Consider the following 24,773-nt stretch of genomic DNA (forward strand, 5'->3'; position numbering starts at 1 on the left):
TGCTGCCCTGGCCGGGTTCGCTGTCGACGCCGATGGCGCCGCCCATGGCTTCGGTGAGCTGGCGGCTGATGGCCAGGCCGATCTGAGCGCGTATAGGCACCACGCGCCGCTCAAGCGGCCCTCCGGATGGAGAGCCGCCTGAGCGGGCCGACGCGAAGTGGTCACTACGGCTGGGTCAGGTCGTAGACCGTGACACCGTCGATCGTCTGGGCGGTGAAGTTCTCCTGCACCCACAAGGAGATCTGCGAGCTGCCGCCGGAGTTGTTGCCGCCCCGGCCGCCGCCACCGAAGCCGCCGCCACCGATGAAGTAGTGCACCTTGCCGTCGGCGACGTACTGCTTGAACTGCTCCAGGGTGGGCGATGGGTCGCTGCCGTTGAAGCCGCCGATCGCCATGACCGGTTTCCCGGTGGCGAGCTGGTAACCGGACGCGTTCTGCGAACCGACGGCCGCGGCCGCCCAGGTGTAGTCGTCGGCATTCTGCTCGAGCAGGGACTTCATCTGGTCGGAGACGGTCGCGGCGTTGAGCAGCCCGCCCATGCCGCCGCCACCCGGCCGGCCGCCGAAGCCGCCGCCCGGAGCCGCGCCGCCCGGAGCCGCGCCGCCCGGGAACCCGCCGCCACCGGGGAAGCCACCGGGGAAGCCACCGGGGAAGCCGCCGCGCATCCCGCCGCCGCCGGGGCCACCACGTCCGCCCGGCCCACCACCGAAGCCGCCCTGAACCGCGGGCCCCGCGGAGGGGATGGACCCGGTGTGCGGCTCGGCGGCGGTCTGCACCGCGTACGCCGCGGGACCGGCCAGCGTGGCACCCAGCGCGACCCCGGCGATCACCGCGGCCACCCGCATCGGCAGCCGCATCAGACCCAGCGTGCCGACCGCCGCGGCCAGCCCGCCGACCAGGACCACCCAGCGCAGCCACGGCAGGAAGTCCGTGCTCCAGCCGAGCATCGTGAACGACCACCAGGCGCTGACCCCGATGGCGAGCGCCAGCATCACCGTTGCGAACGGCGCCTGCCAGGTCGGAGCCGCGTATCCGTCCACCATGGAGGAAGATGCCGCGGGGTTGGAGGACGTCGACCGCTTGCGGATGGCGCGCCAGGTCAGGGCCGCGCCGATGCCGACCACCGCGCCGATCGCCGGTGCGAGGGCGACCGTGTAGTACGCGTGGAAGATGCCCTGCATGAAGCTGAACACCAGGCCGGTGACGACCAGCCAGCCGCCCCACAGCACCAGCCCCGCGCGCAGCCGGTCGGTGCGCGCCGCCCGCAGCGTCAGCACCAGGCCGGCCACCAGCAGGATCAGCGCCGCCGGGAGCACCCACGAGACCTGACCGCCCTGCGACGCGTCGAACATCCGGGTCAGCCCGGTCGAGCCCCAGCCCCCGCCGAAGCCGCCCCCGCCGCCGCCGCCGCCACCGACGCTGCCGGTCTCCTCACCGTTGAGCCGGCCGAGGCCGTTGTAGCCGAGGGTGAGCTCCAGGATGCTGTTGTTCTGGGAGCCGCCGATGTACGGCCGCATCGACGCCGGCACCAACTCCACAATGGCGATCCACCAGCCGGCCGACACCACGATCGCCAGGCCCGCCACCAGCAGCTGCACGATGCGCTTCTTGACACCCCACGGCCCGAACAGCAGATACGCCAGCCCGAACGCCGGCACCACCAGCAGCACCTGCAGCATCTTGGTGAGGAAGCCGAAGCCGATGAACACCCCGGCCCAGACCAGCCACTTCGTGCGCCCGTCCTCGAGCGCCCGGGTCATCGCCCACGCCGCGGCCACCATCAGCAGCACCAGCAGCGCGTCCGGGTTGTTGAACCGGAACATCAGCACCGCCACCGGGGTCAGCGCCGATACCGCCCCCGCGAGCAGCCCCGCCGCCGGCCCGTACCACCGGCGCACCGTGGCGAACAGCAGTCCCGTGGTGGCCACGCCCATCAGCGCCTGCGGCACCAGGATGCTCCACGAGCTCAGCCCGAACAGCCGCACCGACAGCGCCATCACCCACAGCGAGGCCGGCGTCTTGTCCACGGTGATCGAGTTGGCCGCGTCCGACGAGCCGTAGAAGAAGGCCTTCCAGCTCTCCGACCCGGCCTGCACGGCGGCGGAGTAGAACGCGTTCCCCCACCCCGACTCGCCCAGGCCCCACAGGTAGAGCAGGCCGGTCACCAGCAGCAACGCGAGCAATGAGGGTCGCACCCAGCGCGGGTCGCCGGGTTTTCCGAACAGGAGGTTGCGCTTTCGGCCCGGCGCCGGCGGGTTCGGCGGCGCGAGCGGCGGAGCCGGCATCGTCGTGGTCATCGGAGTCCTTCGGGCAGGGTTTCAAGCTGACCCCGTCACTCTCGGCGCGCGCTCTGTCGGCGCCTTGTGGTTGCCCTGTGCGGATTCTGTGAGGTTCATTCCCGGGTACGGGCGCAGAAGAGTCCCGCCGTCGACGCGCCGGGCCGCGGGTGGTCCAGGCCGCTTCTCGCCGCCGGGTCATGCCGGGTCGTGGGGCCTTGACGTGGCGACTCGGTAAGTCGTAGCTTACCGTTCGTGGTTACTTACCAAGCCGACGACGGATGGGACGCACTCGGCGACCCGACCCGACGGGCGATCGTCGCCTGCCTGGCCGAGCGTCCACGGGCGGTCGGGGAGATCGCCGAGGTGCTGCCGATCAGCCGCCCCGCCGTCTCGCAACACCTCAAGGTGCTCAAGGATGCGGGCCTGGTCACCGACCGGGCCGCCGGCACCCGCCGGGTCTACCGGCTCAACCCCGCCGGCGTGGCCGCGCTGCGGGACCAGCTCGACACCTACTGGAGCCGCGCCTTGGACGGCTTCAAGGACATTGCGGAGGAGAAGGAATGAGCGACACCGTCGTCATCCGGCAGATCGTCGTCGAGGCGCCGATCGAGAAGGCGTTCGCGGTGTTCACCGAGCGATTCGGTGATGTCAAGCCGCGCGAGCACAACCTGCTGTCGTCCCCGATCACCGAGACCGTCTTCGAGCCCCGGGTCGGCGGCCACATCTACGACCGGGCCGAGGACGGCACCGAATGCCGCTGGGCCCGCGTCCTGGCCTACGACCCACCCCACCGCGTGCTCTTCACCTGGGACATCGGCCCGACCTGGCAACTGGAACAAGACCCCGAGAACGCCAGCGAGGTCGAGGTCCGCTTCACCGCCGAATCTCCCAGCCGAACCCGGGTCGACCTGGAACACCGCAACCTCGACCGCCACGGCCCAGGCTGGGAGTCCCTCCGCGACGGCGTCCGCCACGACGAGGGCTGGCCCCTCTACCTGTCCCGCTTCGCATCCCTGTTCCCGCAGGTCGGCTGAACAGCCGCAGCCGCACCCCGCCTCGGTAGGGGTGGGTTGCGCTGCGCGACGAGCCGCCGCCTCCCCCGCCCCGGCACTGGGTGGGTCTGGAATGTAGCGCGGGGCACGACGATCGGCGGCGGTCGTCCACAAGCGGGTCCGCCTGTGGACGACCGCGGGGTCAGGCGGCGCGGCGCTTGGCCGAGGCGGTGGCCAGGCGTTCGAGGACCTCGACCGTGGTGTCCCAGCCCATGCAGGCGTCGGTCACCGACTGGCCGTAGGTCAGGTTGTCGCCGAGGTTCTGGCGGCCGGGGACCAGGAAGCTCTCCAGCATCACGCCGGAGATGCCGGGCTGGCCGGCCTCCACCTGCTGGGCCACGTCGTCGGCGACCAGGGGCTGGCGCAGGTGGTCCTTGTTGCTGTTGCCGTGGGAGCAGTCGATGACCAGGCGCTCGGGCAGGCCGGCCTGGCCGAGCAGGGTCAGGGACCGGGCCACGTCGGCGGCCGAGTAGTTGGGCCGGCCGCCTCCGCCGCGGAGGACCAGGTGGCAGTCGGGGTTCCCGGTGGTGTGCAGGATCGCCGGAGTGCCCGAGAAGTCGATGCCGGGGAAGACGTGGGGGGCGGCGGCCGCGTTGATCGCGTCGATGGCGGTGCTGATGCTGCCGTCGGGGCGGTTCTTCATGCCGATCGGCATGGACAGGCCGCTGGCGAGCTGGCGGTGCACCTGGGATTCGACCGTGCGGGCGCCGATCGCGCCCCAGGCCACCGTGTCGGCGATGTACTGCGGGGTGATCGGGTCGAGGAACTCGACGGCCACCGGCAGGCCGCGGCGGACCACCTCGAGCAGCAGTCGCCGGGCCACCCGCAGGCCGGTGGACACGTCACCGGTGCCGTCCAGCGCCGGGTCGTTGATCAGGCCCTTCCAGCCGACCGTGGAGCGGGGCTTCTCGAAGTACACGCGCATCACGATGAGCAGGTCGTCGGCCAGGCGATCGGCCGCGTCCCGCAGAAGTGAGGCGTACTCGCCGGCGGCCTCCGGGTCGTGCACCGAGCACGGCCCGACGACGACCAGCAGCCGTGGATCTCGGCCCTGGAGCACCGCTTCGACCTGACGCCGGCCGGCCAGCACCGCGTCGTGCAGATCTTCGGTGAGCGGCAGCTCGTGGTGGAGCAGGGCGGGGCTCATCAGCGGGACGGCGGTCGCGATGCGCTGATCCCGGACCCGCTGCACCTCGGGGATGGTCATGACAACAACCTTTCCGCCGGGCGCCTGACAGCGTGAGCCGGCTTGTTTTTCGCAAACGAAAAGGCAGCGACATTGTTGTCGCTGCCTTGGCCGGCTCTGGTGGGTGTCTCAGGTCAGGAGGTTACAACCGAGGACACCGGCTGAGCCGGCCTCGTAAACCACCGATACCAACGGGACACGCCAACACAGTACACGGATGTACGCCCGCCGGGTTATGGGCAACCAGGTCCGCCTGTGGTCCGATGGGAACATGAACGAGGTCTCGGCCCCCAATCTGCTCGACGAGTTGCTCGAGCTGTCGCCCCGCGAGCGGTTCCAGGCCGTCGCCACGGTCGTGGCCCGGGTCTGGGAGACGCCGACCGTGCTGCTCGGCGAGATTCCGCCCACCCAGGCGATCACGGCGATCGCGGTGGTCGCGGCCGGTCTGCCGGCGGCGTACGGGCGAAGCTGGCTGGACCATCGCCTGGCCCGGGCCGCGTTGCCCAGCGTGAGCCCCGAACTGGCCGGGCGGGCCCTCTGCGCGCTCGATGTGATCGTCGGCCGCGACCGCGAGTCGGTGCCGCTGGAGCTGCACGTGAGCGACGGCGAGGCAGCCGGCGCGCTACTGGAGGACCTCCGTGACGTCCTGATGGACGGGCTCCGCCGCCGCCCCTGGTGACCGCGGTTCCAGCGGCAGCCGCACGGTGAACTCGGTGCGGCCCGGCTCCGACCGCACCGCCACCGTGCCGCCGTGCGCGGTCACCACCGCGTGCACGATGGACAGCCCCAGCCCGGTGCTGCCGGCCGCCCGCGACCGAGAGCTGTCCCCCCGCGCGAAGCGCTCGAAGATGTGCGGCTGGAGGTCGGCGGGAATGCCCGGGCCGCGGTCGGTCACGGTCAGGGCGGCTTCGCGGTCGGTCGCGCTCACCCCGACGGTCACGGTGGTGCCTTCGGGGGTGTGCGTACGCGCGTTGCCCAGCAGGTTGGCCAGGATCTGGTGGAGCCGCGCCGCATCACCGATCACGCTGACCGGCTCCTCGGGCAGGGCCAGCTGCCAGTCGTGCCGCGGACCGGCCGCGTGCGCGTCGCTGACCGCGTCGACCACCAGCATGGTCAGGTCGACCGGGGTGTGTTCGAGCGGCCGCCCGGAGTCGAGGCGGGCGAGCAGCAGCAGGTCTTCGACCAGCGCGGTCATCCGCAGCGCCTCGGACTCGACCCGGCGCAGCACGTGCCCGACCTCCTCCGGGACGGGCTGCCGGCTGCGGCGGCTGAGCTCGGCGTACCCGCGGATCGCGGCGAGCGGGGTGCGCAGCTCGTGGCTGGCGTCGGCGACGAACTGGCGTACCTGCGTCTCGCTCTGGTGTCGGGCCTCGAGCGCGCTGCCGACGTGGTCGAGCATCCGGTTGAGCGCCGCGCCGACCTGGCCGACCTCGGTGCGCGCGTCGGTGTCCTCGGCCGGCACCCGCTGCGCCAGGTCGACCTCGCCGCGGTCGAGCCGCAGTTCGGAGACGCGCGTCGCGGTCGCCGCAACCCGATTCAAGGGCATGAGGGTACGCCGGACGATGTACGCCCCGGCCAGCCCGGCTGCGACCAGCGACAGCAGGATCCCGCCGCCGATGACCAGCCCAACCGAGAGCAGCGTGTTCTGGGTCTCGGCCAGCGGTAACCCGACGACGATGACCTGGTTCGGCACGAACTGGGAGCTCACGAACTGGGAACTCACCAGGTAGTCGCCGCGATCGCCCAGGTCGACCACCACGTGTTCACCGTTGGGCGCCAGCGCGGCGAGCTTGTTCTCGGCCTCCGTGGGCAGGCCCTCATAGCTGCCGAAGTCGCCGGGTTCGAAGCTCTCGTCGGAGCTCGGCTGGGTGTATTCGACCTTGCCGCCGAACACACCGGGGGTGCCGGTGTTCGGATCGGGGCCCCAGATCACGACGATGTTGCCCGCCTGCAGGCCGGGCGGTGGGTGATTCTTGAGGTAGTTCACCGAGTCGTTGTTGAACGGCCGGTTGCGGCCGCCCGGTGGCCTGATCCGCGAGGTCGCCTCGTCGAGCCGGTCGCCGGCCCGGTCGTAGAGGGTCTTGTGCAGGAAGATCTGCGCCGTCGCGCCCACCAGCAGACCGAGGGCCGCGAGCAAGGCGATCAGGATCGCGACCAGCCGGGTACGCAGCGGCCAGCTCCGTGGGCTGAGCCGGCGCGCCGGATGGCGTGGTGGTGCCTCGGGGTGCGCAGAGCTGCTCTGCGCACCTATAGGCACCATGCCGGGGGAGGGCACGTCAGTCGGCCGGCTTCAGGACGTAGCCGGCGCCGCGCATGGTGTGGATCATCGGCGTCCGGCCGGCGTCGATCTTCTTGCGCAGGTACGAGATGTAGAGCTCGACCACGTTGGCCTGGCCGCCGAAGTCGTAGTTCCACACCCGGTCGAGGATCTGGCTCTTGCTGAGCACCCGGCGCGGGTTGCGCATCAGGTAGCGCAGCAGCTCGAACTCGGTCGCGGTGAGCGTGACCAGGTCGCCGCCCCGGCGCACCTCGTGGCTGTCCTCGTCCAGGGTCAGGTCGCCGACGTGCAGTTGCGACTCGGCGCGCAGGGGCGAGCGGCCCATCCGGCGCATCAGCCCCCGCAGCCGGGCCACCACTTCCTCCAGGCTGAACGGCTTGGTCACGTAGTCGTCGCCGCCGGCGGTGAGCCCGGTGATGCGGTCCTCGACGGAGTCCTTGGCGGTGAGGAACAGCACCGGCACGTCGGGGGTCTCGCCGCGCAGCCGGCGCAGCACCTCCAGCCCGTCGATGTCGGGCAGCATCATGTCGAGCACGACGGCGTCCGGCCGGAAGTCGCGGGCGGTTCGCACGGCGGTCATGCCGTCGCCGGCGCTGCGCACGTCCCACCCTTCGTAGCGGAGGGCCATCGAGAGCAGCTCGGCCAGGGTCGGTTCGTCGTCGACGACGAGCACCCGGACCGGCCCGCCGTCGGGGCGGCGGAGTTCGGTGCTCGTGTCGGGGTTCGCCATCGTCATGGCTCCCACTCTCGCGGGCGCGGCTATGTCCGCCCTTTCCGTTCCCTGTGTATCACCTGTGCGGCCGGGACATAGGCGGAGCTGCGGTTTCGCACAGCGCGCGGACACCGTACGCCGGAATGGTCGTGGTCATGACGAAGACGATGAGCCGGCGGATGTCGGTGGTGGCGCTGAGTGCCGCGGTGGGTCTGGCCGCCGTGATCGGGCCGGGGCAGGTCGCGACGACGCGGCCGGGTGCGGGGGCGTCGGTGAGCGCGGCCGACACGATTCGCAGTGTCGGGATGATGGCCGATGCCGCCCCGGGTGTGTCGAAACGGGATGAAACGGTGTGAAGCGGGCAGGATTGCGCCGGTCCTGGAACCGAGCGCTGGGAGATCGGGTTGGCACGCGTCATCGCCCTGCTGGTGGCCGCCGTGGCAACCCTGCCGCCCACCCCCGCGATCGCGGCGGACAGTGGGGACGCCTGGCCGGACGGCCTGACCACGGACTCGGTGCGCGCGGCCACCGTCGGCAGCGCCTCGATCACCGCGGGCCGGGCGCACTCCTGCGCGACGACCAGCGTCGGCCGGGTCTACTGCTGGGGCAGCGACAGCGACGGCCAACTCGGTGACGGCCCGCCGCTGACCAGCGTGAGCCGGGCCGTTCCGGTGAGCGCGCCGAGCGGGATGCCGGTGGTCGTGCAGGTGGACGCGGGCGAGGAGCACACCTGCGCGCTGGAGCACAACGGCGCGGTGTTCTGCTGGGGTGACAATTCCTCGGGTCAGCTGGGCGCCGGTGACACCAACGACCGGGACGCCCCGGTGGCGGTGCGGTTCCCGGCGGGCTTCCTGCTGGTCGAGGTGACCACCGGCGAGAACCACAGCTGCGCGATCGACGAGCAGGGCGCGGCCTGGTGCTGGGGCCGCAACGCCGAGGGCCAGCTGGGTACGGGCGGGACGACGGACTCGAACGAGCCGCTGCGGGTGTCGGACGCGACCGGGCTGACCGATCCGGTGGTCGACATCGCGGCCGGTGGCAACACCACGTGCGCGGCGACTGCGGACGGTGTGGCCTGGTGCTGGGGCGCGGGGGACCGGGGCCAGCTGGGCGACGGCGCCGCCACCGACGCCGGGCGGCCGGTGCGGATCGCCACCAGTGGGCCGCTGAACGACGTGGCGGTGCGCCAGATCGCGGTCGGCAAGCAGCAGTCCTGTGCGGTCGGCGAGGACGGGCGGGCATCCTGCTGGGGGCGCACCGCGACCGGCCAGGAGAACCGGCCGAAGGCGGCCGGCGGCCCGGGGTTCCGGCAGGTGGCGGTCGGTGGCGAGCATGTCTGTGGCGTGGACATACAGCAGGCCGGCTGGTGCTGGGGCACGGGCGCGGAGGGTCAGCTGGGCAACGGCGGCACGGCCGATCGACTCGTACCGACCAGACTTGATTCGGATAACGAGCTGCGTGATCTGGATAGTGGGGACCAGCACTCCTGCGCCCTCGATCGGCGCTACATCGCGTACTGCTGGGGCAACGACGGCGCCGGCCGGCTCGGGGCCGGGGCGAGCGGCGCGAGTCGCGTACCCCTCAGGGTTGAGGGTCTGCCGCGCTCACCCTCGGCCGTGACCGGCGTGCGGGCCGTGCCCCTCAACGGCGGCCTGCGGGTGTCGTGGCGGCCGGCGACCGACTTCGGGTCCGGCGACTTCCTCGCCTACCTGGCCGTGACCTCGGGGTACGAGGCGTTCTGCACGGTCGAGGCGGCCACCGGCACGGGCTGCGACCTGACCGGTCTGACCAACGGCCGGGCGTACGACCTGACGGTCTTCACCTACGCCACCGACGGCACCGCGCTGAGCGAGTTCGCCACCTCGAAGCCCGGCCTCGCCCCGCCGGCCAGCGACAGCCCGGAACCGGGCGCCGGCGGAGCGGCCGAGAAGCTGCCGGACACGACCTCGGAGGTGCTCGTGCCACCGACCGTCGCGCTGGGCTTCCTGCTGATCGCCCTCGGCCTGGCCGCGCTGCTGGTGAGAAAGGCGAAGGTCAGGGCCGGGTGACCTCGAAGGCCGCGTCCCGCACCTGCGACGCGCCCGCCTTGAGCCGCTCGGTCCAGTACGGCCGGTTCCAGTTCACCCAGCTCACGTCGCCGACGAACTGGTCGGTGCCGGAGGCCGAGACGGTCACCCCGGCGCCGGGGCTGACCACCAGCGACAGCGAACCCCCGCGCGGCACCCCGACCATGTGCGCGGACGGGTCGGCGTACCCGAGCAGCGCCCACGGCACCCGGACGATCAGGTCGTCGCCCTCGCGCCGCCACAGCGACCGGCTGTCGGCGCCGGGGGTCCAGCTTCCGTAGCGCAGCGCGCCGGCGTTGATGATCTCGGCCGGCAGCTTCTGGCCGGTGCTCGGCACGATCAGGTCCCGGTTGACCACCAGCTCGAAGCGGCGCCAGCCGGCCGGCGCCGGTCCGCGGGCCGAGGCGGCCGCGCGGTAGTCGAGCGGCAGCGGGTCCAACAGCTGCCGGAGGTACGCCTGCCCGGTGCGGTTGACCAGGTCGAAGGTGAGCGCCGCGTCCCCGGTCGGGTCGGCCGACCCGGGCGGCGGCGGCCCGTTCACCGCCGGCAGCACGTCGAAGGACAGCGTGAGGGCGCTCGGCGCCGGGTCGCCGAGCCGGACCCGGAGCCGCAGGTACGACTCGTCGACCCGCGCGTCGACCCGGCGGGCCGGCCAGCCGCCCTCGGTGTCGAACAGGAATCTGGGCGGCGTGTCCGGAGGGCCGGCCGCGTCCACCGCGATCAGCCCGAAGTGCTGCTCGTTGGTGTACGGGTCGTGCCAGAGCTGCCGCCGCTCGCCGTCCTGGTGCTCGATGGTGTTCCAGGTGAACTTGAACCACTCGTCGGCCCACCCGAACAGGAAGCCGCCGGCCAGGCCCACGTCGCGGATCAGCCGCAGCAGCTCGGCGTCGATCCGCATGGCCTCACGCTCGCTGTGGTCGCCCTGGCCGCGGCCGAGCGGCGAGTGGTGCGCCGACCCGATCGCCGACGGCACGCCGAACTCGGTCACCAGCACCGGCATGGTCCCGTGATGCTTCTTCAGACGATCCAGATAGCCGGCGTACGGGTCGGAGCGCCCGCGATACCGGAAGGTCTGCAGGCCCGGCTCGTGGCGCTGGAAGTCCGGGTAGTAGGGGTAGGCGTGATAGCTGGCGAAGGTGCCGGCCGGCCATGCCGCGGTGGCCCGCACGTGGTTGGCGTCGAGTTGCAGCAGGTCCTCCTGCGGCAGCGGCTCCTCGGGGTGCCGCAGCGGGTCGGTGGTCGGCCAGTTGGTGAACGCGATCGGCTGGCTCAGGCCACGTTTCGCCTGCTCGGTGGCGACCTCGTTCATCCGGGCGGCGAGCCAGCGCTCGGTCGGCGACGCTTCCGGCGTACTCGTGAAGAACCTGCCCTTGATCGTGGGCGCGGTGGCGTTGCGCTGGTCCGAGGCGTGGGCGGCGTAGGGGTCGAGCTCGACGCCGACGATCCAACCGGCCAGCCAGGGTGTGACGTCCGTGTCCCAGGTGCCGCTCGCCCGGCCGCGCGCCTGCGCCCGGGTCAGCGCGCCCGCCACGGCGTTCGACGCGTCCCGGATCTCGCCCTTCATCGCGTCCGTCACGGCTTTGTCATAAAGGTTCCGCTTCCCGACGTACGACTCGTCCGGGAAGTAGACGCCCTGCATCAGGTAGAGCGGCCGGTCCGGGTTGGCCCGGTTGTGCCGGGCCAGCTCCTGGTAGAAGGCGGGCGGGTGGATCGTGTAGACGCGGACGACGCGTAATCCCAGCCAGCCCATCGCGGCCAGCCAGGTGCGGTACTGCTCCCGGGTGATCGACAGCTCGCCGGGCAGGTGGCCGGGCGTGGTGCTGCCCAGGTTCACGCCGGGCAGGAAGTCGACGTCGCCGCCGGCCGTATGGAGAAAGAACGTTCTTTCTCTCACCGACGCGACCAGGTTCAGGCCCTTCGCGGTACGGAAGGCCGGCGCCCAGCTGCGCCCGGCCGGCGGCGACGGGATCTCGTTGATCCCTTGGATCGCGAACGCTGGCGAGGTGACCCTGGGCGAGGCGTCCGCGCCGGTCAGCGGCAGGCACATGGCCAGCGTGGTGAGGACGATCGCGGCCGCCTTGAGCCGTCCGAACGTCGGACGCCGGGGCGCCTGGACCAGATTGATCGGAAAGTCCCCCACGCAGGCATTCTGCGGCGCAGAAGTTGCCGTTTACGGGGATTTGTCGGTAAGCCGGAGAAGGCGGGCGCTCGCCGTTGGCTCGATGTTGTGCCAGCGTTGGTGTTCTCGAATTCCCGGACTTGGAGGCGGTCGTGGATCTTCTCGAGGAGTACCGCAGGGCGACCTTCACCTTCGAGTCGGGCGACCCGCTGAGCGCCGCCCGGATGCTCGAACCCATCGTCGAGGCGGAACCGCGGAACACCGCGGTACGCCAGTTACTGGCCCGGGCCTACTTCAACTCGGCCCAGCTGGCCGGGGCGGAGGCCCAGCTGAGGGCCTTGATCGAGCACGATCCCTCGGACCACTACGCACACCACGTGCTCGGCCGGACCCTCGAACGGGCCGGCCGATTCCGTGAGGCGCTGCCCCACCTGCGGCTGGCCGCGGCGATGAAGACCGAGCACGGCGACTACCAGGAGGCTCTGCACCGCGTGGAGACCTGGCTGGGCAAGAACGACTCGTAGGCTGGGTGCCGTGAAGCTGAAGCTTGATCTCCACGACATCTTCAACAAGGGCCAGCAGATCGACAAGGCGCTGCGTGGCGTCATCGACGAGGCGATCGAGAAGAAGGCCACCCTGGTCGAGATCATCCCGGGCAAGGGCAGCGGGGCGCTGAAGAAGAAGGTGCTCCGCTTCCTCGACCAGAAGGAGATCAAGCAGCTCTACCACCGGGTCGAGAAGGACGGCGACAACTGGGGCCGGCTCTTCATCCACTTCAAGTTCGAGTCGGCCCAGAGCCGCGGCCGCCGTGGTCGCGGCCGCTAGGCCGGGTTTTGAACAGCGGCCTGGCTACACCGTGTAGGTCTTCGCCACCGCCACCAGGTCGGAGGTGTGTGAGCCGACCGCGCCGACATCGGCCGGGCGGGGGCGGAAGCCGGGGAGGCCGGTCAGGCCGTCGCTGCCGTCCATCGCGCGGAACCGGGCCGGGGCGGCGCCCTCCAGCCTGAGGAGCACGTCGACACCCTCAGGCGGGGCGGCGAAGAAGATAAAACCGAAGCCCCACGCGCTGTCCCGGTCGTCGGCCGCGACGTCGGCCGGGATGGCCCGGCCGTTGACCGAGGCGGCGGTGACGGTCGTGCCGGTGGCCACGTGCAGGGCGGTGAAGCGTACCGGCCGCTGTGATCGAAGCCTCAGCCGGAGCACCCGGCTCGCGCCCTCGCGGGTGTCGCTGACCACCGTGAGCTGCGGCGCGGCCAGATCGGCGCTGTTGGCGGGGCCGGTCAGCAGGCGCGCGGCGCCGAACGCGGGCAACGTGTCGGCGACCGGCCGCTTCGAGCCCGCCACGAACTGCGCGGTCCACGGGCGCGGCCTCGTCTCGTCGCTCAGCCACCGCGCCTGGCCGGTGTCGGTGTCCAGCGCGTACATCAGATGGGTCGGCTCGGGGTGGTCCGCGTCGAACCTGTCGGTGTAGAGGCCGGCCGCGCCACACCCGACGATCGCGAGCAGGGCCAGCAGCGAGGGCAGCACGCCGAGCCGCCGGGACCGGAGGGCGACCAGGCCGCGCTGGCCACCGGCCTCCGGGTGCAGCAGGTCGACCACCGGCAGCAGGGCCAGCCCCAGCGCCACGCCGAGCAGCGCGCCCGACGCGGCCAGCACCATGCCCAGCGCCGGGAAGAACAGCATCACCATCGGCACCAGCACGACCACCGCGACCGCCCCGCCGGCCAGCAGCACGAGCACCGAGCCCCAGCCGCCGCGGAACGCGATCGCGAGCAGGCCCATCAGCGCGCCGGCCAGGGCCGGGAGGGCGAAGAGGTACGAGCCACCGGGCGCGAACCAGGCCAGCAGCAGGCCGAGCACGGCCAGCCAGCCGAGGCCGCCGACGGTCAGCGCGGCCGGGGTCATCCGGCGGCGCAGCAGCGCGTACCAGGCGAACACCACGAACGCGGTGGCCGCGATCGCGCCCAGCCGGAACCACAGTGGACGGTACGGGTCGATCTGCAGGTCGGTGTACGCCGGCCGGATGATCGTCACCACCTGCCACAGCGACTGGGCCAGCACCGGCGCCCCCAGCAACGGGATCAGGCCGAGCAGGAAACCGCCCCACAGCTTGCCCCGGGTGACCAGGCCCCGCTTGCGCGCACTGGCGCCCAGCCGCAGCACCGCGAGCAGGGCCAGCAGGGCGATCGGCCAGACCAGCCAGCCGGGGTAGCGCGCGAGCCCGGCCGGCGTCGGGAAGTAGGTGGCGTCGCTGGGCGCCTCCAGGTCGTTCAGGTCACCCCGGCCGAACTCCTTGACCAGCGCCAGCGCGTTCTCGCCGTGGTGTTCGAGGCTGTCCTGGTCCATCCGGGACGCGGTGTCGGTCGGTGCGTGGTAGTTCGCCGCGCCGTCGATGTACGCCGTGTTCAGCCCTCGGAAGCCCGACTCGCGGAACGGCGTGAAGTCGGTGTCGTTGGGCAGCAGGCGGTACACCTCGACGGCGAACGACGTGCCGACCGGGCGCGGCGCCTTCGCGAACACCCCGATCAGCTTCTCGTCGTCCGGCGAGGTCTCGAACGTGATCGCCGGGCCGCTGGTGCCGCGGGCCTCCAGGTTGAGCGCCACGCCACCGTCGCGGGCCAGCGGGTGCTGCTTGACGAACGCCTCCGCGCCGCACAGGCAGGCCTCCTCGCCGTCGGTCAGCACCACCACCACGTCGTTGCGCAGCCGCTGGCCCGAGGCGGTCAGCGCGCGGACCGACTCGAGGATCGTGGAGACGCCGGCGAGATCGTCGTTGGCGCCGGGACCGGTCTGCACGGAGTCGTAGTGCGCGACCAGAAACACCCGTCCGGTGGACGCCGTGCCCGGGATCGTGGCGATCACATTGCGTACGCGCGCCATCGCGACCCCGCCCGCGGCGCCGGACAGCCGCCCGCCCTGCTCGGTGACCGTGTCCTGGACCTGCGGGTCGAGGCCGTCGCCGCGCAGCGTGGTGACCAGGTAGTCGCGGACCCGGTCATTGGCCGCGCTGCCGGCCGGGTGCGGTGCCGTGGACATCGCCTGGACGTGCTGAAACGCGCGCCCGGCACTGAATTCGGGGGCCGGCGCGGACGTGTCCCGGGCGGCCGGCGGTAGCAACGAGGACACGGCCAGGAAACCGACCGCCCCCAGCACCAGCAGGGCTAGCAGGGCGGCCAGGGGGCGAAGCCGGGGACGGGCCAGGGCGCGGTCGGGGGCGTCACGCATGGGTGACATCTAATCGTGTCCCCCCGACGCCGGGTACCCCGGTGATCTTTCTCGCGGGTGGCATAACTTGGAGCGGTGACCGAGCCGCTCGACCCGTCCGCCGTGATCGCGGAGTTCTTCGACCGGGTCGCACCCTACGATCCGTCACCGAGTGATTCACCCGTGGCAATGATTGCCGTCCGCACGGCGCTCGGTGACCGCACCTTCACCGTCGGCGACCATGTGGTGCGGGCGATGTGCAAGGCCCTCGACGCCTACCGCGACCCGGAAGACCGCGGCGAATGCGTCGGCTGCGGTGGCCGCCGGCTGGACGAGAACCTGCACTGTCCCGACTGCGGTCAGTTGCACGGCATCCTTGGTCAAGTGATCGCCCACCATGTCCGCCGGCTCCAGGCCGAGGGCGGAGCCGGATGACTGTGTTGTCAGTTTCTCCGCCGTGGTACACGATCTGCATGTCACGACGGGCGGAGTCGAGTGGGGAAACGGCATGACGGAACGGTCGGTCGTGCCCCGCACGGGGCCGGTCGCGCCTGCTGCGCTGAGCGCCGAACGGCTGCGCATCCTGCTCGTGGAAGACGACGAGGGCGACGCCTTTCTGGTGCGTGAGCTGCTCGAAGAGGCCGGCGCCCCGTTCGAGCTGACCGTGGCGCGCAGCCTGTCCGAGGCACGCGGCAAGACCAGCGGCATCCAGTGCGTGCTGCTCGACCTGGGCCTGCCGGACGCCGAGGGCATCGACGGGCTGCGCCGCTTCCTGGCCATCGCGGGCAGCGCGGCCGTCTGCGTGCTCACCGGCCGCTCGGACGAACACCTGGGCGTGGCCGCGGTCGCCGAGGGCGCCCAGGACTACCTGGTCAAGGGCCAGGTCGACGGCGTGCTGCTGACCCGGGCCCTGCGCTACGCGGTCGAGCGCAAGCGGTCCGACGAGAACGCCCGGCGGCTGCGCGAGGTCGAGTTGCGGCAGTCCGAGTCGGCGCGCCTGGAACGCGGCCTGCTCCCGCAACCGCTGATGGACACGACCAAGGTGGCCGTGCACACCTTCTACCGGTCCGGGCGGGCGATGGGCCTGCTCGGCGGCGACTTCTTCGACGTCATCCAGGTCGGCGACGACAAGCTCCACCTGATCGTCGGTGACGTCTGCGGGCACAGCGTCGACGAGGCCGCCCTCGGGGTGGAGCTCCGGGTGGCCTGGCGCGCCCTGGTGCTGGCCGGGGTCGCCGACGACCAGGTGCTCAGCGCGCTCGAGCAGGTGCTGATGACCGAGCGGCGGGCCCGCGAGGTGTTCGCCACGGTCGCGGCCGTCGTGATCGATCTGGCCGGCAACCGCGCGACGGTACGCCTGGCCGGCCATCCGCCGCCGGTGCAGCTGGTCGGCGGCAAGGCGACGCCGGTGACCGCCCGGACCGGGATCGTGCTGGGTGTCCGCCCGACGCCGACGCCGGTCTCCGAGGTGCGGTTCGACGGCGAGGACTGGTCGCTGCTGCTCTACACCGACGGACTGATCGAGGGGCACACCGGCGTGGGCAACGAACGTCTCGACATCGAGGGGCTGTGCGCCCTGCTCGACGAACCGGCCGCGCGCGACGTCCCGCTGGCGGCGTTGCCGGCGTGGCTGGTCGGGCAGGCCGAGCAGGCCAACGGCGGACCGCTGGCCGACGACGTGGCCATGCTCCTGATCTCGCGCGGTGATGGCCGGTGAACCTGTTCCGCATCCGCACGTGGACGCTCCGCGCGCGGGTCCTCGCCCTCTGCCTGACCGTCGGGGTGCTGCTCACCGCGCTCGGTGTCTACGCCGCGATCATCGCGACCCGCAGCAACGGGTACGTGGACGACCTGCTCAACCGCACCGGACCGATGCGGGTCGCCGGCGAGAACCTGGTCACCGCGATGGTCGACCAGGAGACCGCGGTCCGTGGCTACGCGATCAGCGGCCGCCCGTCGAACCTCGACCCGTACAACCTGGGCGCCGACAACGCGAACAAGCAGATCGCCGAGATCCGGGCCCACATCCGCCCCCGGGACGAGGACGTCCGCGAGTCGCTGGCCCTGGTCCTGCAGCGCTACGACGACTGGCGTTCCGGGGTCGCCGACCCGGTCATCCGGGCCGTGCGGGCCCGGGGCCCGGCGGCCGGGCAGGCGCTGATCGAGCAGGCCGGCACCCGGCAGTTCGACGCGCTGAGGCAGTCGATCGGCGACCTGCAGAGCGACATTCTGGTCCTGCGCAACGTCACCGCCAACAACGCCCAGCAGGCCGGCAGCGCGCTGGTCGCGGTCGAGATCGCCGCGGCCGCCATCGTCATCCTGGCCGGGGCGTCGCTGCTGCTCCTGCTCGACCGGCTGGTCACCCGGCCGGTGCTCGAACTGGCCGGGCAGGTCCGCGAGGTGGCCGCCGGCGACTACGAGAAGAAGCTGGCCAGCGCCGGGTCGCCCGAGTTGAGGGTGCTGGCCGAGGACGTGGACGGCATGCGCCGGCAGATCGCGGCCGAACTGGCCGAGGTCCGCGAGGCGCGCGGCCAGATCGAGTGGGTCAACGAGCAGCTCAAGGTGCAGGCCGAGGAACTGGTCCGGTCCAACCGCGACCTCGAGCAGTTCGCCTACGTCGCCTCGCACGACCTGCAGGAACCGTTGCGCAAGGTGGCCAGCTTCTGCCAGCTGCTCCAGCGCCGCTACGCCGGGCAGATGGACGAGCGCGCCGACCAGTACATCGGGTTCGCGGTCGACGGCGCCCAGCGGATGCAACGCCTGATCAACGACCTGCTGGCCTTCTCCCGGATCGGCCGGCTCACCAACGGCTTCACCGACGTCGACCTGAACCACGTGCTCGACGACGTGAAGTCGCAGCTGGAGACCGCAGCCGGGGAGGACGGCGAGATCGTCTGGCACGACCTGCCGGTGGTCGAGGGCGAAGAGGCGCTGCTCACGACGCTGTTCGTCAACCTGATCGGCAACTCGTTGAAGTTCCGCCGGCCCGACGCGCCGCCGCGGATCGAGATCACCGCGGTCCGGGACGGCGGCGACTGGAAGATCACCGTGCGGGACAACGGGATCGGCATCGAGCGGGAATTCGCCGACAAGGTCTTCGTGATCTTCCAGCGGCTGCACGCGCGGGACGCGTACGAGGGCACCGGCATCGGTCTGGCGATCGTCAAGAAGATCGTCGAATACCATGGCGGCCGGATCTGGCTGGACCTGGACGTGGACGAGGGCACCTCGATCAACTTCACGCTTCCGGTGCCGGTATTGGTCGCGGCGGAGGAACCACGGAAAGAGGTCACGGCATGACCGGCTCGATCAACAGAGCTGACGGCACTCCGATCGAGGTGCTGCTCGTCGAGGACGACCCGGGCGACGTGCTCATGACGCAGGAAGCGTTCGAGGACCACAAGGTCCGCAACCGGCTGACCGTGGTCTCCGACGGCGCCGAGGCGCTGGCCTACCTGCGCCGCGAAGGTCAGTGGGAAGGCGCCGTACGCCCCGACCTGATCCTGCTCGACCTCAACCTTCCCCGGCGGGACGGGCGCGAGGTGCTGGCCGAGATCAAGAAGGACGACGAGCTGGGCCGCATCCCGGTGGTCGTGCTGACCACGTCGGCGGCCGACGAGGACATCCTGCGCAGCTACCAGTTGCACGCCAACGCGTACGTCACCAAGCCGGTCGACTTCGAACGGTTCATCTCGGTGATCCGCCAGATCGACGAGTTCTTCGTCAGCGTCGTGAAGCTGCCGCCCCGTGCTTGACCAGGTGAGCGACCTGATCCGGGAGGTCGCGGCGACCGAGGTGCTGCCCCGGTTCCGGCACCTGGGCGCCGGCGACGTCGAGATCAAGGCGCCCGGCGACGTCGTGACGATCGCCGACCAGGAGGCCGAGCGGGCGCTGACCCGCGGGCTCACCGCGCTGCTGCCCGGGTCGGTGGTGGTCGGCGAGGAAGCGGTCGCGGCCGATCCCACCGTGCTGAGCCGGGTCGGCGACGGGGGCGCGGTCTGGATCGTCGACCCGGTCGACGGCACCAACAACTTCGCCGCCGGCAAGACGCCGTTCGCGGTGATGGTCGCGCTGCTGCAGGACGGCGATCCGACCGCCTCGTGGATCCTCGACGTGGTCGACGACCGGATGACGATGGCCGAGGCCGGCAGCGGGGCCACCATCGACGGGGTACGGCTGAAGACCCGCACCGACGACCCGGGGCCGCGGGCGATGACCGGCGTGGTGGCGCGCAAATACCTGACGCCCGAGTTGCGGGCCCTGTCCGACGCGAACGCCCACCAGTTCGGCCGGGTCACGGCCGGACACCACTGCGCGGGGTACGAATATCCGGCGGTCGCGACCGACGAGCAACAGTTCGCCCTGTTCTGGCGGGTGCTGCCCTGGGACCACGTGCCCGGGACGCTGATCCTCCGCGAGGCCGGCGGCACGGCTCTTCATCTGGACGGGAGCGCCTACCGCCCGGTCGACTCGGAGCGCGGCCTGCTGGTCGCGCCCAACGACGACATCTGGCACAGCACGCGCGACGCGCTGTTCCCCGGTCACGTCTTCTAGATGACCTCCTACCTCGATCAGGTCTTCGGACTGGGCGGCCGGCTGGCCGTCGTCACGGGCGGGTCCTCCGGGATCGGGCGGGTCATGGCGGTCGCGCTCGGCCGGGCCGGTGCCCGGGTCGTCGTGGTGGCGCGGGGCGCGGCCGGGCTGGCCTCGACGGTGGACGAGCTGCGCGGCTTCGGGGTCGACGCCGCGTCGCTGGCCGCCGACCTCGCCGACCGGGCCGCAGTCGGCGACCTGGCGGGCCGGATGCTCGACGGGTTCGGTGAGCCGGACATCCTGGTCAACTCGGCCGCGGTCAACCGGCGGCCACCCCTGGACGAGCTCACCGAGGACGACTGGGACGTCACCCTGGCCGCCAACCTGACGGCGCCGTTCCTGCTCGGGCAGGCGTTCGGGCCGCGGATGGCCGGGCGCGGCTGGGGGCGGATCATCAACGTCGCGTCGCAGCAGGCCTTCCGGGCCTACGGGAACAGCGGCGCCTACGGCGTTTCCAAGGCGGGGCTCGTCGCGTTGACCCGATCGCAGGCGGAGGCCTGGTCGCGGCGTGGCGTCTGCTGCAACGCGATCGCGCCCGGGGTGGTGCACACCCCACTGACCGAGCCGGTGTTCGCGGACCCGTCCAAGGTCCGTGCCCACGCCGCGCGCGCGATGACCGGCCGTAACGGCGTACCGGAGGATTTCGCCGGTGCGGTCGTCTATCTGGCGAGCGATTCGAGCGCCTCGGTGACCGGGCAGACACTCTTCGTCGACGGTGGATATTCGTCCACCTGATCGGGGTGCGTCCTGGCCGCCGGTCCCGGTAGAGTCGCCTCGCTTCATGACCTTGGGAGGCTGAGCGTGGCGGCGATGGTCCTCCGGCGGCTGTGTGCTGCTGTGGCGCTGGCGGCGGTGACGATGGCCGCCGCCCTGATCGGGGCCGGCCCGGCGAGCGCGGCGCCCGATCCGGAAGGCGGCAGCAAGACGTTGCGGGCCGCGCTGGAGTCGGCGGCCCGCGGCCACGTCGAGGCGAAACAGAAACTCGGCGCGTCCCAGAAGCGCCAGAAGCAGTTGCAGAGCACCCTGCTGACCGCGCAGGTGGAGGCCAAGCAGTTGGAGACGCAGGTCGCGGCGGTGGCGGCACGGTCCTACCGGCTCGGCCGGTTCAACACGATGACCCTGCTGCTCAACGCCAGCTCGCCCGACACCTTCATGGAGCGGATGCAGCAGCTCGACATCATGGCCCAGCTCGACGGGCGGGCGCTGACCCGCTACCGCGAGGCGATCGCCGCCACCACCAAGGCGAAGGCGGCCGTCGGCCTCGAGATCAAGGAGCAGCAGAAGCAGGTCGCGGTCATGGCCAAGAAGAAGAAGGAGGCCGAGATCGCGCTGGCCAGCGTCGGCGGCGGCAGCGTCGCGGGCGGGTTCGTCGGCGCCAACTCGCCGCTGGCCAAGCCGGCGCCCCGCAACGCCAACGGCTCCTGGCCCAAGGAACGCTGCACCGTCGACGACCCCACCAGCGGCGGCTGCATCACCCCGCGGCTGCTGAACGCCTACCAGCAGGCCCGGGCGGCCGGCTTCAAGCGCTACACGTCGTGCTTCAGCGAGCGGTCCTCGGGCGAACATCCACTCGGCCGGGCCTGCGACTTCGCCGCGGCCAGCGGCGGCTTCGAGAACAAGAACGCCTCCGGCGGCGACAAGGTGTACGGCAACAACCTGGCCGCCTACTTCGTCAAGAACGCCGACCGGCTGGGCGTGATGTACGTGATCTGGTTCCGGCAGATCTGGATGCCGAGCACCGGCTGGCGCGCGTACAGCGGATCCGGCGGACCCAACGCCACGCACACCAACCACGTGCACCTGTCCATCCTCTGACCAGGTTGCCTCGGTACCCTTCGGCCGATGGAGACGCCAAGCACCACCGACGCCCCCACGCGGCCGCTTCCCAACGCCCTCGCGACCGCGCTGGTCTTCTTCGCCAGCGGGTCGGTGCTGGTGCTCGAGATCGTGGCGTTGCGGCTGGTCGGGCCCTATGTCGGGGTCACCCTGCAGGTGAGCAGCTCGGTCATCGGGATCTCGCTGGCCGCGATCGCCTACGGGACGTGGCTCGGTGGCCGGCTGGCCGACCGGTACGACCCGCGGGTGCTGCTCGCGCCGGCGCTGATCCTCGGCGCGATCGGCACGGCGGTCACCCTGCCGCTGGTTCGGTGGGGTGGTGAGTTCCTGCGCGGCGGCGCGGCTCCGGCCGTACTCCTGCTCGCCGCTCTGGCGGTCTTCCTGCCCGCGTTCATCCTCGCCGCGATCAGCCCGCTGGTGGTCAAGCTCCAGCTCGGTGACCTGCGCCGGACCGGTGAGGTGGTCGGCCGGCTGTCCAGCATCGGCACGCTCGGGGCGATCACCGCGACGCTCGGGACCGGCTTCATCTTCGTGGCCGCGATGCCGAGCAGCTGGATCATCCTCACGCTGGCGATCATGCTGGCGGTGGCCGGGTTCGGGCTCGGCTGGTGGCTCCGGCGGCGTGATCCGGCGGTGGTCACGCCGGGCCAACCGCGTACGCGCGCGGTCCTGGCCACGATCGGGTTGGTGGGCGCCGGGCTGGGAGCGCTGTCGCCGACGCCGTGCGACGTCGAGACCGCGTACCACTGCGCCCGGGTCGACCACGATGCGGCCGTGGCCGGCGGGCGCACGCTGATCCTGAACAGCGCCCGGCACTCGTACGTCGACCTGAACGACCCCGAACATCTCAAGTTCGCGTACGTGCAATGGCTCGGCGCCGTCACCGACACCATCCGCCTGCCGCGGGCCCCGATCTCGGCGCTGCACCTGGGCGGCGGCGGGTTCACCATGCCGGCGTACGTGGCGGCGACCCGGCCGGGCAGCGACCAGCTGGTGCTGGAGCTCGACGGCGGCCTGGTCGACCTGGACAAGCGGGAACTCGGCCTGCGCACCGGCCCGCGGCTGCGCACCCGGGTCGGCGACGCCCGGGTGGGTCTCGCCGAGCAGCGCACCGACGCGTACGACCTGGTCGTCGGCGACGCCTTCGGGCACCTCGTCGTCCCGTGGCACCTCTCCACCAAGGAGATGGTCGCCGACATCGCCCGGGTCCTCCGCCCCGACGGCGTGTACGCCCAGAACGTCATCGACTATCCGCCCAGCCGCTTCATCCGGGCCGAGCTCGCCACGGTCGCCGCGGTCTTCCCGTACACCGCGCTGATCGCCCCGCCGAAGGCGCTGGCCGGCGAGACCGGATCGAACTTCGTCATCGTCGGCTCCGAGTCGCCGCTGCCGACGACCTTCCTGCGGGATGCGCTCGACCTGGCCGACGAGCCGGTCACCCTGCTCACCGGCGCCGACCTCACCACCTACCTCGGCGACAGCCGGGTGCTCACCGACGACTACGCCCCGGTCGACCAGCTCCTGCAGGGCTGAACCCCAGGCGACCCACTCCGGACATCGGGGCCGGTTTCTCCGAGCGGCGACTGCGGATGGGGAGTTCGTTTCACAATTGGCATATGGGGCGGATCGGGCGGCGCATCGCGGACCGGTACCGCCTTGTCGACAAGCTCGGCACCGGCGGGATGTCCGAGGTCTGGCGCGGGTACGACGAGACGCTGGGCCGGGACGTCGCGGTCAAGGTGCTCTCGCCGCGGCTGGCCGATGACGACGCCTTCCGGGCCCGGCTGCGGCTGGAGGCGCTGGCCGCGGCGCGGCTCTGCCACCCGCACATCACCAGCGTCTTCGACTTCGGGGAGGCGCCGTCCGGCGGCTTCGGGGAGGCGTCCGTCCCGTTCGTGGTGATGGAACTCAACGACGGCGAGTCGGTCGCCACGCGGGTCCGCCGGAACGGGCCGATGGCCTGGCGGGACGCCGTCACCCTGGCCGCCGAGGTCGCCTCCGCGCTGGCCACCGCCCACGCCTGCGGTGTCGTGCACCGGGACATCACCCCGGCCAACGTGATGCTCACCCGGGCCGGCGCGAAGGTCGTCGACTTCGGGATCTCCGCCCTGGTCGGGCAGCGCGACGCCGCCCCGGACGGCAGCCTGCTCGGCACCCCGGCCTACCTGGCGCCGGAACGACTGGGCGGGGTCGACGTCTCGCCCGCCGCGGACATCTACGCGCTCGGCGTCCTGCTCTACCGCACGCTCACCGGCCGGCTGCCCTGGCCGGCCGAGAACACCACCGAGGCGCTGCGCGCCCACCTCTACGCCGATCCCGAGCCCTTCCCCACCCTGCCCGGGCTGCCGGCCGGCGTGGCCGACCTGTGCCTGCGCTGCCTGGCCAAGGCGCCGGACGAACGCCCGCAGGCGGCGGAGGTGGCGGATCGGCTGGGCACGATCGTCGGGATGCCGCCGATCGCCCCGCCGATCAGCGACGCCCCGACGGCCGTGCTCAGCCGGCCGCACCACGCCCCGACCCCGGCGGCTCAGCCCACGGTGGCGATGCGACCGACCGCCGTCGAGACGATCTTCACCCGGCTGAGGCTGCGGCCGCCCAAGCCGGCCAAGTCGCTGCGGCTGCGGGCCGGCCTCCGGCTCCTCGGCGCCCTGCACGTCGGTGTGGCCAAACCGCTCGGCGGTGGGCTGTTCCGGGGCGGGCAGGTGCGGCACGACCTGTTCTCCGGGCGGCTGCGGTTGCAGGCCGGCGCGGCCACGGTCGCGCTGCTGGCGGTGGTCGGCATCAGCTGGACGGCAGCGGGGGAGCCGGCCGAGGTGGGACCGGCCCAGGCCTCGGCGGCGGCCGCGGGCGCGGCGGCCGGGGTTGTGCACGCCGCCGACTGCACGGTCCGCTACCGGGTCGAGAAGGACACCGGCACCGACTTCCAGGCGCGCCTGACCGTGGTCAACACCGGAGAGCGGGCCGTCGGTGGCTGGCGCATGGAATTCGCGTACCCCGGAACCCAGCGCTTGAAGAACCCGGCCCAGGCAGTGGCGCAGACCGGCCGCCGGGTGATCTTCCACGGCCGGCGGAACCTGGGGCCGGGGCGGTCGGTGAGCGTCCTGCTCCGCGGCGCGTACCGGGGCACCAACCCGCTTCCGCTCGCGTTCACGCTCGATGGGCGTACCTGCGAAGCCGAGGTGGTCGGCGCACGCACCATCGAGGCTGAGGCCGCCCCCGCCGCGCAACCCACCCCCGAGCCGACGCGGGTGAGCAAGCGGATGCCCAGGGCGACCGCCGACAAGCCGGTCACCAAGCCGAAGCGAAAACCGGCCTCCACCAGGAGGAAGCCCGCGAAACCCAAGATCGAGAAGATGCCGGTACGGCCGTCGCCGCCGCCTCCGCCCACCCGCGTCGGCGGTTTCTCGGTCGCGATCTAGCACGCGTTCACACGTTCGTTGCGTCAAAC

22 protein-coding genes are annotated in these 24,773 nt (G+C 71.9%); 16 read left to right on the forward strand and 6 right to left on the reverse strand.

What is annotated here, in order from left to right:
* Positions 1–164: 164 nt before the first annotated feature.
* Positions 165–2,297: a glycosyltransferase family 39 protein gene (locus AB0M54_RS25235; RefSeq protein ID WP_364474100.1), complete on the reverse strand. Its 2,133-nt coding sequence runs from the start codon at positions 2,295–2,297 to the stop codon at positions 165–167.
* Positions 2,298–2,531: 234 nt separating this feature from the next.
* Here AB0M54_RS25235 and AB0M54_RS25240 point away from each other — a divergent pair, with 234 nt between their 5' ends.
* Positions 2,532–2,843, forward strand: a complete 312-nt coding sequence (locus AB0M54_RS25240) for a metalloregulator ArsR/SmtB family transcription factor (protein WP_364318238.1) — start codon at positions 2,532–2,534, stop codon at positions 2,841–2,843.
* Positions 2,840–3,313, forward strand: coding sequence for an SRPBCC family protein (locus AB0M54_RS25245; protein ID WP_364318240.1), 474 nt, complete (start codon positions 2,840–2,842; stop codon positions 3,311–3,313). The genes AB0M54_RS25240 and AB0M54_RS25245 overlap by 4 nt, the downstream gene beginning before the upstream one ends.
* A gap of 160 nt (positions 3,314–3,473) precedes the next feature.
* On the opposite strand, the gene AB0M54_RS25250 is transcribed toward AB0M54_RS25245, so the two are convergent.
* Complete coding sequence (locus AB0M54_RS25250; protein WP_364474101.1) at positions 3,474–4,538, reverse strand: 3-deoxy-7-phosphoheptulonate synthase; 1,065 nt, start codon at positions 4,536–4,538, stop codon at positions 3,474–3,476.
* Positions 4,539–4,788: 250 nt separating this feature from the next.
* Here AB0M54_RS25250 and AB0M54_RS25255 point away from each other — a divergent pair, with 250 nt between their 5' ends.
* Positions 4,789–5,196, forward strand: a complete 408-nt coding sequence (locus AB0M54_RS25255; protein WP_364318243.1) for a hypothetical protein — start codon at positions 4,789–4,791, stop codon at positions 5,194–5,196.
* On the opposite strand, the gene AB0M54_RS25260 is transcribed toward AB0M54_RS25255, so the two are convergent.
* Both AB0M54_RS25260 and AB0M54_RS25265 read right to left on the reverse strand, forming a co-directional pair.
* Positions 5,140–6,777: a HAMP domain-containing sensor histidine kinase gene (locus AB0M54_RS25260; RefSeq protein ID WP_364474103.1), complete on the reverse strand. Its 1,638-nt coding sequence runs from the start codon at positions 6,775–6,777 to the stop codon at positions 5,140–5,142. The two genes, AB0M54_RS25255 and AB0M54_RS25260, sit on opposite strands and share 57 nt — an antisense overlap.
* A 16-nt stretch (positions 6,778–6,793) precedes the next feature.
* A complete protein-coding gene (locus tag AB0M54_RS25265; protein WP_364318247.1) occupies positions 6,794–7,531 on the reverse strand; it encodes a response regulator transcription factor in 738 nt (245 codons plus the stop codon).
* 131 nt (positions 7,532–7,662) lie between these two features.
* Between AB0M54_RS25265 and AB0M54_RS25270 the strand changes: the two genes are divergently transcribed.
* A complete protein-coding gene (locus AB0M54_RS25270; RefSeq protein WP_364474105.1) occupies positions 7,663–7,863 on the forward strand; it encodes a hypothetical protein in 201 nt (66 codons plus the stop codon).
* Positions 7,864–7,911: 48 nt separating this feature from the next.
* Positions 7,912–9,555, forward strand: a complete 1,644-nt coding sequence (locus tag AB0M54_RS25275; RefSeq protein WP_364474107.1) for a hypothetical protein — start codon at positions 7,912–7,914, stop codon at positions 9,553–9,555.
* On the opposite strand, the gene AB0M54_RS25280 is transcribed toward AB0M54_RS25275, so the two are convergent.
* On the reverse strand, positions 9,542–11,713 hold the full coding sequence (locus AB0M54_RS25280; RefSeq protein ID WP_364318253.1) for a hypothetical protein: 2,172 nt from the start codon (positions 11,711–11,713) through the stop codon (positions 9,542–9,544). The two genes, AB0M54_RS25275 and AB0M54_RS25280, sit on opposite strands and share 14 nt — an antisense overlap.
* Positions 11,714–11,844: 131 nt before the next feature.
* Between AB0M54_RS25280 and AB0M54_RS25285 the strand changes: the two genes are divergently transcribed.
* Together AB0M54_RS25285 and AB0M54_RS25290 are read left to right on the forward strand one after the other, a co-directional pair.
* Positions 11,845–12,216 carry a tetratricopeptide repeat protein gene (locus AB0M54_RS25285; protein WP_364318255.1) on the forward strand — a complete coding sequence of 124 codons (372 nt, stop codon included), beginning with the start codon at positions 11,845–11,847 and terminating at the stop codon, positions 12,214–12,216.
* Positions 12,217–12,226: 10 nt separating this feature from the next.
* Positions 12,227–12,517, forward strand: coding sequence for a Smr/MutS family protein (locus AB0M54_RS25290; RefSeq protein WP_364318256.1), 291 nt, complete (start codon positions 12,227–12,229; stop codon positions 12,515–12,517).
* A 24-nt stretch (positions 12,518–12,541) separates the two neighbouring features.
* On the opposite strand, the gene AB0M54_RS25295 is transcribed toward AB0M54_RS25290, so the two are convergent.
* Positions 12,542–14,926: a M20/M25/M40 family metallo-hydrolase gene (locus AB0M54_RS25295; RefSeq protein WP_364474109.1), complete on the reverse strand. Its 2,385-nt coding sequence runs from the start codon at positions 14,924–14,926 to the stop codon at positions 12,542–12,544.
* Between the two features lie 66 nt (positions 14,927–14,992).
* Here AB0M54_RS25295 and AB0M54_RS25300 point away from each other — a divergent pair, with 66 nt between their 5' ends.
* The 9 genes from AB0M54_RS25300 (at position 14,993) to AB0M54_RS25340 (ending at position 24,744) form a co-directional block, all read left to right on the forward strand.
* Positions 14,993–15,331 (forward strand): hypothetical protein, encoded by a 339-nt coding sequence (locus AB0M54_RS25300; RefSeq protein ID WP_364318260.1) that lies wholly within the window; start codon positions 14,993–14,995, stop codon positions 15,329–15,331.
* Positions 15,332–15,404: 73 nt separating this feature from the next.
* Entirely contained in the window at positions 15,405–16,613 is a 1,209-nt protein-coding gene (locus AB0M54_RS25305; protein ID WP_364474111.1) for a fused response regulator/phosphatase, read from the forward strand.
* Positions 16,610–18,196, forward strand: coding sequence for an ATP-binding protein (locus tag AB0M54_RS25310; RefSeq protein ID WP_364318263.1), 1,587 nt, complete (start codon positions 16,610–16,612; stop codon positions 18,194–18,196). Before AB0M54_RS25305 ends, AB0M54_RS25310 begins: the two co-directional genes overlap by 4 nt.
* Entirely contained in the window at positions 18,193–18,651 is a 459-nt protein-coding gene (locus AB0M54_RS25315; RefSeq protein WP_364318265.1) for a response regulator, read from the forward strand. The genes AB0M54_RS25310 and AB0M54_RS25315 overlap by 4 nt, the downstream gene beginning before the upstream one ends.
* Entirely contained in the window at positions 18,644–19,450 is an 807-nt protein-coding gene (locus tag AB0M54_RS25320; protein WP_364318267.1) for an inositol monophosphatase family protein, read from the forward strand. Before AB0M54_RS25315 ends, AB0M54_RS25320 begins: the two co-directional genes overlap by 8 nt.
* Positions 19,451–20,224 (forward strand): SDR family oxidoreductase, encoded by a 774-nt coding sequence (locus tag AB0M54_RS25325; protein ID WP_364474113.1) that lies wholly within the window; start codon positions 19,451–19,453, stop codon positions 20,222–20,224.
* 75 nt (positions 20,225–20,299) lie between these two features.
* Positions 20,300–21,304 carry a hypothetical protein gene (locus AB0M54_RS25330; protein WP_364474239.1) on the forward strand — a complete coding sequence of 335 codons (1,005 nt, stop codon included), beginning with the start codon at positions 20,300–20,302 and terminating at the stop codon, positions 21,302–21,304.
* Between the two features lie 27 nt (positions 21,305–21,331).
* On the forward strand, positions 21,332–22,858 hold the full coding sequence (locus AB0M54_RS25335; RefSeq protein ID WP_364474115.1) for a fused MFS/spermidine synthase: 1,527 nt from the start codon (positions 21,332–21,334) through the stop codon (positions 22,856–22,858).
* 83 nt (positions 22,859–22,941) lie between these two features.
* A complete protein-coding gene (locus AB0M54_RS25340; RefSeq protein ID WP_364474116.1) occupies positions 22,942–24,744 on the forward strand; it encodes a serine/threonine-protein kinase in 1,803 nt (600 codons plus the stop codon).
* Positions 24,745–24,773: the final 29 nt, after the last annotated feature.

The sequence above is a fragment of the Actinoplanes sp. NPDC051470 genome, from assembly GCF_040682035.1.
Classification (GTDB): domain Bacteria; phylum Actinomycetota; class Actinomycetes; order Mycobacteriales; family Micromonosporaceae; genus Actinoplanes.

Coding starts and splice junctions, on each gene's coding strand:
- AB0M54_RS25235 (WP_364474100.1), bottom strand. CDS start 2,297: ATGACCACGACGATGCCGGCTCCGCCGCTCGCGCCGCCGAACCCGCCG.
- AB0M54_RS25245 (WP_364318240.1), top strand. CDS start 2,840: ATGAGCGACACCGTCGTCATCCGGCAGATCGTCGTCGAGGCGCCGATC.
- AB0M54_RS25250 (WP_364474101.1), bottom strand. CDS start 4,538: ATGACCATCCCCGAGGTGCAGCGGGTCCGGGATCAGCGCATCGCGACC.
- AB0M54_RS25255 (WP_364318243.1), top strand. CDS start 4,789: ATGAACGAGGTCTCGGCCCCCAATCTGCTCGACGAGTTGCTCGAGCTG.
- AB0M54_RS25260 (WP_364474103.1), bottom strand. CDS start 6,777: ATGGTGCCTATAGGTGCGCAGAGCAGCTCTGCGCACCCCGAGGCACCA.
- AB0M54_RS25265 (WP_364318247.1), bottom strand. CDS start 7,531: ATGACGATGGCGAACCCCGACACGAGCACCGAACTCCGCCGCCCCGAC.
- AB0M54_RS25270 (WP_364474105.1), top strand. CDS start 7,663: ATGACGAAGACGATGAGCCGGCGGATGTCGGTGGTGGCGCTGAGTGCC.
- AB0M54_RS25295 (WP_364474109.1), bottom strand. CDS start 14,926: ATGTCACCCATGCGTGACGCCCCCGACCGCGCCCTGGCCCGTCCCCGG.
- AB0M54_RS25305 (WP_364474111.1), top strand. CDS start 15,405: ATGACGGAACGGTCGGTCGTGCCCCGCACGGGGCCGGTCGCGCCTGCT.
- AB0M54_RS25315 (WP_364318265.1), top strand. CDS start 18,193: ATGACCGGCTCGATCAACAGAGCTGACGGCACTCCGATCGAGGTGCTG.
- AB0M54_RS25325 (WP_364474113.1), top strand. CDS start 19,451: ATGACCTCCTACCTCGATCAGGTCTTCGGACTGGGCGGCCGGCTGGCC.
- AB0M54_RS25330 (WP_364474239.1), top strand. CDS start 20,300: ATGGTCCTCCGGCGGCTGTGTGCTGCTGTGGCGCTGGCGGCGGTGACG.
- AB0M54_RS25335 (WP_364474115.1), top strand. CDS start 21,332: ATGGAGACGCCAAGCACCACCGACGCCCCCACGCGGCCGCTTCCCAAC.
- AB0M54_RS25340 (WP_364474116.1), top strand. CDS start 22,942: ATGGGGCGGATCGGGCGGCGCATCGCGGACCGGTACCGCCTTGTCGAC.